Below are 13292 nucleotides of genomic sequence, written 5' to 3'. Positions count from 1 at the left end.
TCATTCCGCCTTAATGCTGAAGAGTTAAGCGCGTTTGCGTAGCTTTTCTAGGTGTCTAGCAAAATGAACTAACTCGCTGCGACAATAAGCTGAAATTTCAAGAAATTTGGGAAACAATTTATTAAAATTCCATCTTATTGCTAGCGAGTTGTGCGAGTTCATTTAGCTTTTCTTATCGGGCATAATCCAATGATTGATTTGTTTTAAGACGATACTTAGACGATGTGTCACTTTCGGGCGAGATAAAATATAGACGGTTAAAAGGGAGCCGCCGATTAAAATTAAAGCATGTAAGATGGGGTTTACTACAAATTCGCCAATTTGGACAATCGGCGCAATTAGATAAATGTGTAAAAGATAAATCGCTAATGTATTTTGTCCCCAAACAGTATAAAAGTGTCGTTTTTCAGTCGCCATCACCAAAAAGGCGAAAACAAAAGCAAATCCCAACCCATAAAGGTATAAATCAGCCAAAATATTTTGCCACAGCGGGATTTCAAATAAATTATAAGCACGATCTCCCCATAAAATTTCCGGTGGTAAAGGAGCTTTGACCCAAAGAAAAGCAGTTACTAAACCTAATATAATCACCATAAAGCCCAGTAAACGCGCAAAAGGAAAGTGGCGTAATTTTTCAATCATTTTGCGATCAGTATAGTAACCTGCTAAAAAGAACGGCAAAAAACCTAATGTCCGAGCCAGCGCCATGTAAGTGCCAAACTCAGTTAAAAAACCAGAAAAAATACCGATGATAAAGCTAAAAATTAAAATGTGCCGTACTTTAATTAAATCTGGTAATAATAGGCGCCAGATGAACATACAATACAAATACCACAGCGTCCATCCGGGATTTAAAATCGTGATAGTTTCAATTTTACCCATCATTAACAAAATGATACTTAAAATGAAGTTTAAAATAAGATACGGAATCAGAAATGTTTTGACCGCTGTTTTCCGTCCTTTTTGGACCTGTTTAGAAAAATAGCCAGAAATAAAAATAAAGACCGGCATGTGAAACAGGTAAATAAAGACATAGAAAAATTCTGCTGTTTGATTTGTTAAGCGAAAATATTCTAAAGCGTGACCTAAAACGACTAAAAAGATTAGGACACCTCTTAAATTGTCAAAAAGTAATTCCCGTTGTTTTGAAATAATGGACACCTCCTAGTCCGTCAGTTATGCTAGAGATATTACTATTGTACCATTTTTAAAGGAGGGGTGAGATGCGTTATTCTGCCAAATTGGTTAAACAAGTATTCAAAGTAATTCAAATGAAAAAGCTTGTGGGTATCGCCATGGTGACGCCACCAAAACGACGTAAAATTAACATTCGCCAATTAGAAAATAGCGACATTCCGCAAAAACGCAGTCAAATTAGCGGGCGAGAATTGATTACGCTTTTCCCCCCACATGTAACTAAAAAACACGTGCTGTATTTACACGGTGGAGGTTATGCCTTAGAAGCGTCTCCTTTTCATAAACAAATTCAAGAACGTTTTGTTAGCCGTTTTAATTTGAAAGTTAGTTACTTTGACTATCCTCTAGCACCAGAAGCGACAGCAGAAAAAACGCTATCTGCCACTAAAGCTGCTTTTTATCATTTGCGTCAATTATACCCAGATGATGAAATATATCTCTTTGGTGATTCTGCTGGTGGGGGGTTGGCCGTTAGTTTGGCACAGCATCTAAGAGATGAAGGTACCCTAAGACGTCCGCAAAAATTAGCTTTAGCCTCTCCTTGGCTTGATGTTTCAGTGAGCGATCCTCGTTCAGATGAATTAGAAGCAAAAGATGTTTTGTTGGAAAAAGATTTATTGATGCAAGCTGGCGCTACTTATGCGGGCAATTTAGCGGTAGATAATCCACTTGTTTCTCCTATTTATGGAACATTTCAAGACTTAGGGGAGCTTTTCGTGATCAGTGGCACAGCCGAAATTTTATATCCCGATGTTTTACGTTTAAAAGAAAAAGTAGCCCACGTTAAAGGTACAACGCTAAATTTAGTCATTGTTCCAGATATGATGCATGATTTTGTCGTGTATCCTTTAAAAGAATCGTTACCTTATGTGGATGAAATGGGCGAATTTTTTGCTGCTGATTAGTAGTCAGAAAAGTGTTGCCTAAAAATAAAAGTTTCAAATAAAGACCAATGACAAAAAAGTTTTAAAGTATCTTTTGAAGGCAAGCCCTTTAGTGATACGTTAAAATGTTTGTTTTGTCATCGGTCTTTTTAACTTGTTTTCCTAATTTATTAAACTTTGGGTAACATTTTTTTCATCAAGTCAAATTGTTCATCTAACTGTTGTTGGGTGATACCACCAGTGAGGGCCATCACACTCATGCCTTCAATCATAAACATAAAATTTTCCGCAATTTCTGCGATTTTTTCATCTTTTAAAACGCCTTGAGTAACTCCTAATTCCAAAATAGCCAGAATGGTTTTTTTAGTTGCGGCGAGTTGTTCTTGTTGGAATTTATGATCAGCTGCTGTTTTATGGGTAAAATAATATTCATACATGGAGCGTAATAAACTGTTATCCATTTGATTTAACAACCGATCTTCATGACTTGTAAAATAGTCATTTAACAATTCTTCAAAGGGCGGATTTTTAGTGATAGCTTGGCGAATGTCATCAAATTTGCGATTGGACCGCTGTTTAATGACTTCCATAAATATTTGATCCACAGAATCAAAGTACAAATAAATGCCACCCCGACTGATACCGGTGGCTTCGATTATGTCTTTCATCGTCACGTCTATTAAGCCTTTTTGGCGAAAAACTTGACGGGCGCTAGTTAAAATGGCTTCTCTTTTTTGCCGTTTGCGTTCGGCATTAGATAAATTTTTCATTTTCTCACCTCAAATTAGTGACACGTGTGTCATTTTCTTGTATAATCATTTCAATGACACTAGTGTCATTATAATAGAATCAAAAGGAGAACTCAAATGAATACGAAAAGTAAAAGTTATCGCATTGCCATTCGGGCCATTTTAATTGCTATTATTATTTTACAAGCGATGGTACCTTTTTTAGGCTTTATTCCATTGGGGATTACAAGCTTAACGATTATTCATATTACGGTTATTGTAGCTGCAATTGTTTTAGGAACAAAAGACGGCATGTTTGTTGGATTAGTTTGGGGAATTTGCACGATTATTCGTGCTTTCACTTCACCTACCACACCTTTAGATACAATGGTTTTTACTAATCCAATTGTGTCTGTTGTACCTCGAGTTTTAGTGGGGTTAGTGGCAGGATTTTTGTTCCACTGGTGGTATAAGAAAAATGAAAATCTTTATGTCGCTTCTATTTTAGCAGCGATTGGTGGTACACTAACCAATACAATTTTAGTTTTAACTTTTATGGGGACGATTTACACAGGACCAGTCGCATCCGCTTATGGTGTTGATCCTTCTGGTTTATTAAAAGTTTTAGCAACAATTGTGGCAACAAATGGGGTAAGTGAAGTGATTGGGGCGGTAATTTTAACGCCGATTTTAGTTAAAGCAATCTTTACTGCTACCCATTTAAAACCGGTTTATCGTTAGTTAATAGAATAAAAACAGTGGTATAAAAGGAAATTTACTCATCTGTAAGAAGAGCGAGTTTTCCTTTTAGCCACTGTTTTTTTATAACCAAAAGCTACGTATTAATGAAAAGGGCTATAGCAAGTTTATGCCACAGCCCCAAAAGTTATTTTAATTTTCTTCAATCATGATCGCTTTAATACCAAAGCCAGCTAAAATACGGGCAGCAGTATACGTATTTAATCCTTTACGGAAAGTCAAATAGACTTTTTTATCTTTGGGAATTTCAGTGATACGTTCGCGTAATTCACTTAATGGAATATTGGCGGTCGCTTCGACACTACCGCTTTTGGCTTTGCCTGCTTCTCTAACGTCTAAGAAATAAGCAGTTTTAAAGTCTTCTGCTGGAATTTCAGCAACATCAATTGTTTCAGCGACTTTCGTTACTTGGTTAATTCCAACGTAACCGGCGATATTCACCACATCTCGGGAAGAAGAATAAGGCGGTGAATAAGGAATTTCAAGGTCTGGTAAATCAAAGACAGTCAAATTGCCGGTGATGGCAACTGATAATTGACCAATTCGTTTGTCGACGCCTTTTTTACCAACTGCTTGCGCTCCTAAAATTTTACCAGTTTCTCCGTCAAAAATTAATTTCAAGTTTAATCGTTCCGCCCCAGGATAGAAATAGGCATGATCAAATGGTGTAATAAAAATTGTTTTATAATTGGTAATCCCAGCTGCTTTTAACATATGTTCAGTCAAACCAGTATAACTTGCAGTATAGTCAAAAATTTTCGCTACACCACTACCTAAATAGCCACGGTAATGTAAGTCCGCACCATTAATAATATCCGCAAGTAAATGGCCTTGGCGATTAGCGGCACTGGAAAGCATACTTGGTGTTGGTAGACCAGTGACAATACTTGTAGTTTCGATAATATCACCAATTGCGTAAATATCTTCCACGTTTGTTTGCAAGCGATTATCTACTTTTACTTGACCAGATTTGGATAAATCAATCCCAGCAGAAGCCGCTAGTTCATTATTTGGCGCAACACCGGTGGCGAAAATAATCATATCGGTTTTCAATGTATCGCCATTTGATAAGTGGACAGTGTGGCCGTTATCGCTAATTTCAGTGACGGTTGTATTTAAAATTACATGTAAACCATGTTCAACTAAATGATCGTAAACTAAATCAGCAATTTCAGTATCATATGGGAATGCAACTTGTGGTAATTGATCAATTAATGTCACGTCAAGACCGCGTTCTTTAAAGTTTTCTGCTAATTCTAAGCCCATAACACCAGCGCCTAAAACTGTTACACTTTGTGGATTTTCAGCCTCTAAGAAGTTCATAATTTTGTCTGCATGAGTAACATTACGTAAAATAAATCCATTTTTAGCTTCTTGTGCCCCTTTAATTGGTGGCAAAGTTGGACGAGCACCTGAAGCAAGGATTAGACGATCGTAATGATCGGTTTTATTCGTTCCGTCTGCCAAATTTTTGACATTGACTGTTTTATTGACAGGATCAATACTGGTAACTTCGTGTTCAATAAAAACATCGATATTATTTTTTTCTTTTAATTGGGCAGGGGTCCGTTCAATCAAACTATCACGATCTTTAATTACACCACCCAAATAATAAGGTAGCGCACAACTAGCAAAAGAAATATTTTCTCCTCGTTCATATAAAACGATTTCGTGAGTTTCATTCAAGCGACGTAAACGCGTGGCAAAAGAAGGGCCACCGGCTACGCCACCAACAACGATAATTTTCACAAACAACAGCTCCTTTTTTTTCTAACTTACTTGTATAGTACCTTTTTTAACAAAGGGGGGCAAAGAAAAACACTTACCAAAAATAAGCAAAAAATGAGATGAATGGTCTGTTCATTTGTTGTTAAAAAGAAGGTGTGACGTCTTGTCACACCTCCTGTTTCTGAATAAACGGAATGACAAAAGCAGCTTCTTCGAAAATAAGAGGAAACTCCCAAAAATTTGAAAAACAATTTTAGGGAATTTCCTCTTATTTCTTAAAGCTAGTCGCTTCTATCACAACCACTTTTGCTTAAAATGAAGTTTTGTTTGTTAAATGTAAGATTGGAAAAGGTCGCGATGCATCATCTAAAGGTGAGCGATTCATAATTTGAAAGCCCATCTTGTGATAAAAAGCGACAGCGGATTTATTTTGTTCATTTACATCCACAAATTGGACCTGATAGTTTGTTTCAGCTAAATTTAGCAATGCTTTTCCTAGTCCTTTACCTTGAAAAGAAGGTGCGATAAAAAGCATTTCAATTTTATTTTCTGCAATACCCATAAAGGCTTGTGGCTTGTGATCTTTGATTGCAAGAATCAGTGTTTCAATTTGACTTAAACCTTGTGTGACTTCTGGTTTAATCGCCACAATATCTGTCGGTGTCAAAAAATCATGACTGGTAAGAACACTCTGATGCCATAGTAGCGTTAATTGTTGAAGGAGTTGCTTTGTCCGCTTATTTTTAGGGATGACATAAAATGTAGAGTTGAGATTATCATTTGCTTTAGTAGTAATTGGTAAAAAATCTTGGCTTATTAATAAAGTATCTAAGGATAAATCATCGTTTTTTTGTGTCATTTTATCACCTAGTTTTAGTTTGATATTAAAGAGAAAGTTTAAATGCATAAACAGGCATCAAAACGCCAGCGACAGTTCCAATTTTTTCTTCTTGGAAAGTATAACCAAGACGTTGCCAAAATTCTTGCGCTCGGGGATTATTTTTCAAAATACCTAAGCGAATTTCGGTGCCACCTTCTGATTTGATTTGTGTGACAATTTGGGCATGAACTTGCTCACCGATTTGTTGTCCCCGCGTAGTTGGCGACAATAAAAGTAAGCCAATCATCCACGCTTTGGTAGTCGGATAGTTGCGGATAAGATCCAGCACACCAATTAAATTGTTATGGGCATCAAAAATACCATAAAGTGTTTTATCTTCTAGTCTTTTTTGCGGTGGAAATGAGGTTAATAAATCCAGCGCTTCTTTTTTTGGATTGGTTTCACCAGTGGCTAATACCATATAATCACTTGCTTCTTCACAAAGCGTGGCAATTATCGGTAAATCTTGTTCAGTTAAAATTTTCAATTTGTAATCCATGTTTCATAAAACTCCTTTAGTGAATAAAAATAAATTAATTCAATTTAAAAAACCAACAATACATTCCATTGTAGCATGGATGTTGACAATTATAAATAACAAAGAAAACAAAGAGAAAACATTTTTTGAAAATAAAATTACTTACTTTTAAAGTATTCGTTTTTTCTAAAAGATAATTAGTTTCTAATTTTGAATACCATTTTTTTGACTGTATTCGCAATAGGCATATCTTGAACTCCAGTTTTATGTGCTTCTTGGGTCCAAAGTAAGAGAAAGTTTTCTTTCCCGGACTCGCTATTTAAAGTAATATAGCGAGCGCTTGTTCCTTCTAATAGGTAATAATCTTCTTCTTCATGATACTCACCAGCACTTAGAGGAGATGAATCTGCTAAGTAGATACGTTCATTTCCCTCTAATAAGAAGTGGAGATCAATCTCTTGATTGTGGGCTTCCCAACTTCTATTTGTAAAAGTATCAGTTTTATAGCTCAAAAGCCGAACTATAACTTTATCACTTAAACGTTCTTCTTTAAATTGCCAGGGCTCTTGTTGCCAGTTGTTGATAAAGTCGCTAATGGTTTTTAACTGCGGTTGTATTGCATTCAGTTTCATAACATCGTTGCTAGTTGTGAGTAACAAAAAAATTCCTCCAATTATTATTAAATTTTTCTAATTAAAACCAGAAATGTAAATCGCTTTCAATGTACCGCAAGAAAATGATTTTATCAATTGTTTTATTATATAAAATTATTTTCATAATTTTTATCTAAATAGAATTTATATAAAAATAGCTAATAAATGTTCTTTAAAGAAAAATATTTTCATCAAAAAATAATACAAGAAAAAAATTATCGTGATATATTGGATTTATCAAAAATATGGAGGCGTTATCATGGTAAATTTAATAACAGCATTATTAGTTCCGTTTGATAAGAGTGGTCAATTAATGGAAGAAAGCTTAAGAAAAATAGTAGAATATAATATTTCAGAAAATAACGTAGATGGATTATATGTTGGCGGTAGTACTGGAGAAAATTTTATGTTGGATACAGCAACGAAAAAAAATATTTTCCGAATTGTTAAAGAGGTTGCAGAAGATAGAGTCGAATTGATTGCACAAGTAGGTTCATTAAATATATATGAAGCAAAAGAATTAGCGGCGTACGTTGTGAATGAACTAGGATACTCTAAAATTTCTTCTGTGACACCTTTTTATTATAAGTTTGACTTTGAAGAAATCAAAAACTATTATTTTGAAATTGTTAAGGATGTTGAAACTGAGCTGATTGTCTATTCCATTCCAGCCCTAACAGGTGTCAACTTCAGTGAAGATCAATTTGGAGAACTATTTGCAAATCCTAAAATTACTGGAGTCAAATATACTGCAGGTGACTTTTATTTAATGGAACGTTTACGTAGCCGTTTTCCTAATAAATTGATGTATTCCGGATTTGATGAAATGCTTTTACCAGCGGCGGCTGTGGGAATTGATGGAGCAATTGGTTCGACCTTTAATGTCAATGCAAAACGAGCACGCCAAATTCTAGAAGCTGTTGAACAAAATGATTTTGTAACAGCGCGCAAACTACAAGCGGAAACTAATGATTTAATTCAAAAAATATTAGATAACGGTTTATACAATACCTTAAAACTTATGCTTACTGAAAAAGGAGTAGATATGGGATATTGCCACTTGCCGATGAAACATTACACCGACAATCAAGTGAAAGTAGCCCAAAAACTTGTTAAAGACTACATGTAAGCTGCTTTGGAGGAATAAGAAATGAAAAAAGATTTTTTGTCAGAAGTTAAAGGAAATTTAATTGTATCCTGCCAAGCTTTACCAGATGAACCACTTTTTAGCCCTTTCATTATGAGTCGGATGGCTAAAGCAGCCTTAGAATCGGGTGCTAAAGCTATTAGAGCGAATACAATTGCAGATATTCAATGTATCAAAGATGTAAATGACACAGCTGTGATTGGCATCATAAAAAAAGAATATGGCGACAACCCGGTTTTTATTACCCCGACTTTAAAAGAGGTACGGGCACTTTGTAGTATTGGCTGTGAAGTGGTAGCTATGGATGGTACGCTAAGAAAACGCCCAAATGGTGAAGAGTTAGCAGATATTGTAGCAGAAATAAAAAAAGAATATCCTGAAATTTTGTTAATGGCAGATTGCTCTACTGTAAAAGATGCACTGTACTGTCAAGATTTGGATTTTGATATCATTGCGACTACGCTTCACGGTTACACTGCTGAAACAAAAGGACAAGATATTGCAAATGATGATTTTTCTTTAGTAGATGACTTATTAAGAGTAATCACTAAGCCGATTATTGTAGAAGGAAATATTGATACCCCAGAAAAATTAGCCAAAGTTATGAAAAAAGGTGTCTTTTCTGTGGTAGTAGGGAGTGCTATTACACGACCACAATTAATTACGAAAAAATTTGTTGCTGCCCTTGAAAGCTAATGATAAAATCCGACGATTTTTCGTCGGATTTTAACTAAAGGAGGATAAAAAAATTGGAAAAAGCACAACGCTTAGATATTGGGAAAAATACACAAACGAAGAAAAAATTTCGTGGGATTGAAAATCCAATTTCTGGTTATTTGTTTATTGCACCACAAGTTCTATTAATGTTAGTTTTCATTGTCTATCCTGTGTTAAAAGGTTTTAAGATGAGTCTTTACGAAGTTTATGGTATGGATAAATATTTTGTTGGTTTCCAGAATTTCATAGATTTGTTCCAAGATCCTATCTTTGTAAAATCAATTTTTAATACAATTTTCTTTGTTGTTGCGATTGTCGTAGCTACTATTGTGTTTGCTTTATTTGTTGCAACTACAGTTTACGATAAAAATCCAAAATATGTTTCCTTTATTCGTGGTAGTTATTATTTGCCTGTAATTGTTTCCATGGTAGTTATGAGTATTATCTGGAATTTTCTCCTAAATCCTTCTAATGGATTGATTAGTTATGCTTTAAATAATATAGGCGTTGAAAATGTTAATTTATTGGGAGATAGTCGAACTGTTATGCCAGTGATTATCTTTGTTACCTTTGTCGGAAATGTGGGACAAGCCATTATTTTATATATTGCAGCCATGATTGGGCTACCAGCTGATTTATTTGAAGCAGCACAGTTGGATGGGGCAACTAGATGGCAAAGAATTCGTCACATTTTAGTTCCTTTGATGCGGCCTACGACGATTTATTTAACAATTATTAATATTATTGCCGTATTGAAAATTTTCGTTGTGATTCAATTATTAACAGGTGGGGGACCCAACAATGCTTCTGTAACAATGATGTATTACTTATATCAAAATGCTTTCATCTACAACAATACAGGGGCTGCTTCTGCAATTGGAGTTTTAATGTTTATTATCGCAATGCTATTTAGTTTGCCACAATTAAAGACATTTTTAAAATCAGATAAATAAGGAGGGTATCTCGTGTTTGCTAAATTAAAACGAATGGAAAAATTTGACTTAGTCACTAATATTATCGTCTTTTTCCTAGCACTATGCTTCTTACTACCACTGTTTTGGTTGTTAACCAATACCTTTAAAACTTCGCCGGAAATTTATAAAATGCCACCAGACATTTTGCCTAAAAATTGGTTTACGGGAAATTTATCGGAATTGTTTCAGGGTCAGCCAGCTTTTCAATGGATTTGGAATAGTTTTGTAGTATCATTTCTGACCGGTTTATTCAGTGTTTTGATTTCGGCTTTAGCAGCTTATGGTTTTGCCAAATTACATTTCAAAGGTAGAACTGTTCTCTTTGTTTTAGTGATTGCTTCCATTATGGTGCCTAAAGAAACATTTATTGTCCCGTTATTTGATGTTATTATTGGGCTAAATTGGATTGACACATATCAATCAATGATTGTCCCGAACTTAGCGACTGGTTTTGGTACATTTATGCTATATTCCTTCTTTAAAGATATCCCAGAATCACTGCGAGAATCTGCCAAGTTGGATGGCGCCAACGAGTGGACAATTTTTAGTAAATTAATGTTGCCAATTGTAAAACCTGGAATTGGAGCATTATTCATTTTGAATTTTGTTACTGCTTGGAATGATTATTTGTGGCAATTGTTAATGGCACGCAGCAAAGAAATGAAAACGCTAACTATTGGGGTGGCTAGTTTGCAACAAGATATTAATCCTAATATTGGCTTGCGCGTTGCAGGTGCTGCTATAGCTGCTTTGCCAATGTTAATTATCTTCATTTTATTCCAACGATACTTTACGAAAGGGGCTACTGCAGGCGCGGTTAAAGAATAGCACCTGTGAAAGAGAGGACTATAATTATGAAAAAATTATTCTTAGGTTTATTAGCGAGCGTTACCCTTTTCACTGTGTCTGGTTGTGGATCAGCTAATGCAAAAGCACAAAATGAAATTGATGTTTGGTTGACTCCACAATGGAAAGGTACTTTCAGCGCAGATGAAAAAGGTGCAGATTACGATAGTTTTTTAAAAACCGCTGCCAGCATGTATGAAAAAGAACATCCAGATGTGAAAATTAATGTACAGGTTGTTCCTGGTGATGAACGAGATAGTAAAATGAGTGTAGCAACACAAACTAATACTTTACCAGATGTGTTTTTTGATTCCACATTTGTTTTATCCACATTTGCTCATCAAGGTTTATTGGAACCTTTCAATGAAGTCATTGATAGTAAGAATGAAGGGGATATTTCAGAAGCAATTTGGAATAATGTTCAAATTGATGATAAAACATATTTTTATCCCTTTGCTCAAAATCCTGGTACGCTAGCGTACAATGCGGATATGTTTAAAGCTGCAGGATTAGAAGAATATATTAGTGGTAAACATGATATTGCAACTTGGACGACTGATGAATTTTATAAAATTTTGACAAAACTAAAAGAAGCTAATAATAAAGCGGCACCTTTAGGATTTTTTTGTAAAAATAATCAAGGTGATACATGGAATATGATGTATTTGCGGATGTTTGGTAATCAATTCTTTGATGAAAACGGAGAGTTGAATGTTAATGAAAAATCTGGTGTAGAAGCGTTAAGTTTTTTGAAAAAATTAAACGAAGAACAATTGATGGCTTCAGGTCCGGAGTCTTTAGTAAGTAACGATGTTAATGCGATGTTTCAAAATCAACAAGTAGCTGTTAGTTTTACGAATGCAATGTTGTTTAATGGTATGTTAGGAGCTATGAAAGATGGTACAGTAGAAAATTTTGATGCAAGACTTGCAAATGTGCCAGGGAAAAAAGTGCCAGTTTCCTTTACTTATGTATTGGGATCTGGGGTATTTAATACAAATGGTGAAAAGCGCAAAGATTTGGCACAAGATTTCGTTAAATTTTATTCCGAGAATAAAGAATTAGTAGAAGCAAGTATTAAATTCCTTCCCATCCGTAAGAGTGTAGCGGATGCACATAAAGCAGATCTACCTTATCTTGCTGCTTATTTAGATAATGATAAGTATGTTGTAAATTTTTCTAATAATAGTCCTGGCTATGCCGAAATACGTAATGCTTTATATCCAGAGCTACAAGCTGTAATGACAGGTGATAAAACACCAAAAGCCGCTTTAGATAACTTTGTAAACACTGGGAATAAAGTTATAGACCGTGGATTGCGCCGCTCTAAAGCTTTGGAATAATAAGCTATAAGCCGCGAGTCTGTTGACTTACGGCTTATAATACTCTTTTATGAAAGGAATTTTTTAAATGTCCAATTATTTTTGTATTGATATTGGCGGTACTAGTATTAAAAGTGGCGTGTATAATGAAATGGGAGAAGCTGTTTCTCCCAGTCAAACAACACCTTGTCAAAATACTAAGAAGCAAAATATGATTTTAAAGACAGTTCTTGACTTAATCCAACGAATATCAGTAGAATATAGCATAGTCGGTGTTGCAATCTCTAGTTCAGGTGTTATTGACCCCGAAAAAGGAGAAGTTGTTTATGCAGGCTACACTATTCCTAATTTTCAGGGCACAAATTTTAAAAAAGCCGTTAAAGATAGTTTTAATTTACCTTGCGAGGTAGAAAATGATGTCAATTGCGTGTTACTAGCTGAAGCCTGGCAGGGAAAGCTATTAACCCAAAAAAATATTGTCTGTTTAGCTGTGGGTACCGGCGTGGGTGGTGCTGTTTATCAAAATGGTGCACTTGTGCGAGGTACGAATTTTTGTGCAGGGGAAGTGGGCTATTTACAGGTAGAGGGAAAAAATTTTCAAGACCTTGCTTCAACAAATGCTTTAAACATGCGGGCGCAAGAAATTTTACAGCAACAAAATTTAAATGGCCATCAGATTATGGAATTAGCTGAAACTGGAAACCCTAAAGTTTTAAAGGTATTAGATGATTGGCTGCAAGATTTGGCTAAAGGGATTACTACTATTATGTATTTACTCAATCCTGAACAGATTATTTTAGGAGGTGGTATTATGGAGCAAGTTGATTTTATTAAGCCTCACCTAGAAGCAAAAATTGCCGAACAATTAATATCACCAATTTTTGATAAAAGTGAATTATATTTTGCAAAACTTGGAAATAAAGCCGGTATGGTTGGGGCGTTATACCACTTTTTAACCCAGCAAAATTAATTTTTATAA

At 35.1% G+C, this 13292-nt stretch carries 14 protein-coding genes; 8 read left to right on the top strand and 6 right to left on the bottom strand.

The features are described from left to right. Positions 1–162: 162 nt before the first annotated feature. Positions 163–1161: an acyltransferase family protein gene (locus RU96_RS03220; RefSeq protein ID WP_071864108.1), complete on the bottom strand. Its 999-nt coding sequence runs from the start codon at positions 1159–1161 to the stop codon at positions 163–165. Positions 1162–1223: 62 nt separating this feature from the next. On the opposite strand from RU96_RS03220, the gene RU96_RS03215 reads away from it, so the two are divergent. Further along, positions 1224–2102 carry an alpha/beta hydrolase fold domain-containing protein gene (locus RU96_RS03215; protein ID WP_071864107.1) on the top strand — a complete coding sequence of 293 codons (879 nt, stop codon included), beginning with the start codon at positions 1224–1226 and terminating at the stop codon, positions 2100–2102. A gap of 149 nt (positions 2103–2251) precedes the next feature. Here RU96_RS03215 and RU96_RS03210 read toward each other — a convergent pair whose 3' ends face one another. Continuing rightward, entirely contained in the window at positions 2252–2851 is a 600-nt protein-coding gene (locus tag RU96_RS03210) for a TetR/AcrR family transcriptional regulator (RefSeq protein WP_071864106.1), read from the bottom strand. 96 nt (positions 2852–2947) lie between these two features. Between RU96_RS03210 and RU96_RS03205 the strand changes: the two genes are divergently transcribed. Further along, positions 2948–3550 carry an ECF transporter S component gene (locus RU96_RS03205; protein WP_071864105.1) on the top strand — a complete coding sequence of 201 codons (603 nt, stop codon included), beginning with the start codon at positions 2948–2950 and terminating at the stop codon, positions 3548–3550. A 150-nt stretch (positions 3551–3700) separates the two neighbouring features. On the opposite strand, the gene RU96_RS03200 is transcribed toward RU96_RS03205, so the two are convergent. The 4 genes from RU96_RS03200 to RU96_RS03185 form a co-directional block, all read right to left on the bottom strand. Continuing rightward, entirely contained in the window at positions 3701–5317 is a 1617-nt protein-coding gene (locus RU96_RS03200; protein WP_071864104.1) for an FAD-dependent oxidoreductase, read from the bottom strand. Between the two features lie 289 nt (positions 5318–5606). After that, positions 5607–6155, bottom strand: a complete 549-nt coding sequence (locus RU96_RS03195; protein ID WP_159429694.1) for a GNAT family N-acetyltransferase — start codon at positions 6153–6155, stop codon at positions 5607–5609. Positions 6156–6180: 25 nt separating this feature from the next. After that, a complete protein-coding gene (locus RU96_RS03190; RefSeq protein ID WP_071864103.1) occupies positions 6181–6675 on the bottom strand; it encodes a GNAT family N-acetyltransferase in 495 nt (164 codons plus the stop codon). A 176-nt stretch (positions 6676–6851) separates the two neighbouring features. Further along, positions 6852–7313 (bottom strand): NanQ anomerase/TabA/YiaL family protein, encoded by a 462-nt coding sequence (locus tag RU96_RS03185; protein WP_071864102.1) that lies wholly within the window; start codon positions 7311–7313, stop codon positions 6852–6854. A gap of 253 nt (positions 7314–7566) precedes the next feature. Here RU96_RS03185 and RU96_RS03180 point away from each other — a divergent pair, with 253 nt between their 5' ends. The 6 genes from RU96_RS03180 to RU96_RS03155 all read left to right on the top strand — a co-directional run bounded on the left by RU96_RS03180 (position 7567) and on the right by RU96_RS03155 (position 13283). After that, positions 7567–8436: an N-acetylneuraminate lyase gene (locus RU96_RS03180; RefSeq protein ID WP_071864101.1), complete on the top strand. Its 870-nt coding sequence runs from the start codon at positions 7567–7569 to the stop codon at positions 8434–8436. 21 nt (positions 8437–8457) lie between these two features. Then, positions 8458–9150: an N-acetylmannosamine-6-phosphate 2-epimerase gene (locus RU96_RS03175; protein WP_016173451.1), complete on the top strand. Its 693-nt coding sequence runs from the start codon at positions 8458–8460 to the stop codon at positions 9148–9150. A gap of 77 nt (positions 9151–9227) precedes the next feature. Next, entirely contained in the window at positions 9228–10124 is an 897-nt protein-coding gene (locus RU96_RS03170) for a carbohydrate ABC transporter permease (RefSeq protein ID WP_051113729.1), read from the top strand. A gap of 33 nt (positions 10125–10157) precedes the next feature. Continuing rightward, entirely contained in the window at positions 10158–10973 is an 816-nt protein-coding gene (locus RU96_RS03165) for a carbohydrate ABC transporter permease (protein ID WP_071864197.1), read from the top strand. 26 nt (positions 10974–10999) lie between these two features. After that, on the top strand, positions 11000–12334 hold the full coding sequence (locus RU96_RS03160) for an ABC transporter substrate-binding protein (protein ID WP_071864100.1): 1335 nt from the start codon (positions 11000–11002) through the stop codon (positions 12332–12334). Positions 12335–12401: 67 nt separating this feature from the next. Further along, positions 12402–13283: an ROK family protein gene (locus RU96_RS03155; protein ID WP_071864099.1), complete on the top strand. Its 882-nt coding sequence runs from the start codon at positions 12402–12404 to the stop codon at positions 13281–13283. Positions 13284–13292: the final 9 nt, after the last annotated feature.

Origin of the sequence: Enterococcus canintestini (assembly GCF_001885735.1) — a bacterium.
Classification (GTDB): Bacteria; Bacillota; Bacilli; order Lactobacillales; family Enterococcaceae; genus Enterococcus_C; species Enterococcus_C canintestini.
Note: the sequence above shows the minus strand (reverse complement) of the source record. Positions and strands in the feature narration are given on the sequence as shown.

Excerpts from the sequence above, each read along its gene's own strand:
- RU96_RS03215 (WP_071864107.1), top strand. The coding sequence starts at position 1,224 with ATGCGTTATTCTGCCAAATTGGTTAAACAAGTATTCAAAGTAATTCAA.
- RU96_RS03210 (WP_071864106.1), bottom strand. The coding sequence starts at position 2,851 with ATGAAAAATTTATCTAATGCCGAACGCAAACGGCAAAAAAGAGAAGCC.
- RU96_RS03205 (WP_071864105.1), top strand. The coding sequence starts at position 2,948 with ATGAATACGAAAAGTAAAAGTTATCGCATTGCCATTCGGGCCATTTTA.
- RU96_RS03195 (WP_159429694.1), bottom strand. The coding sequence starts at position 6,155 with ATGACACAAAAAAACGATGATTTATCCTTAGATACTTTATTAATAAGC.
- RU96_RS03190 (WP_071864103.1), bottom strand. The coding sequence starts at position 6,675 with ATGGATTACAAATTGAAAATTTTAACTGAACAAGATTTACCGATAATT.
- RU96_RS03180 (WP_071864101.1), top strand. The coding sequence starts at position 7,567 with ATGGTAAATTTAATAACAGCATTATTAGTTCCGTTTGATAAGAGTGGT.
- RU96_RS03175 (WP_016173451.1), top strand. The coding sequence starts at position 8,458 with ATGAAAAAAGATTTTTTGTCAGAAGTTAAAGGAAATTTAATTGTATCC.
- RU96_RS03165 (WP_071864197.1), top strand. The coding sequence starts at position 10,158 with ATGGAAAAATTTGACTTAGTCACTAATATTATCGTCTTTTTCCTAGCA.
- RU96_RS03160 (WP_071864100.1), top strand. The coding sequence starts at position 11,000 with ATGAAAAAATTATTCTTAGGTTTATTAGCGAGCGTTACCCTTTTCACT.
- RU96_RS03155 (WP_071864099.1), top strand. The coding sequence starts at position 12,402 with ATGTCCAATTATTTTTGTATTGATATTGGCGGTACTAGTATTAAAAGT.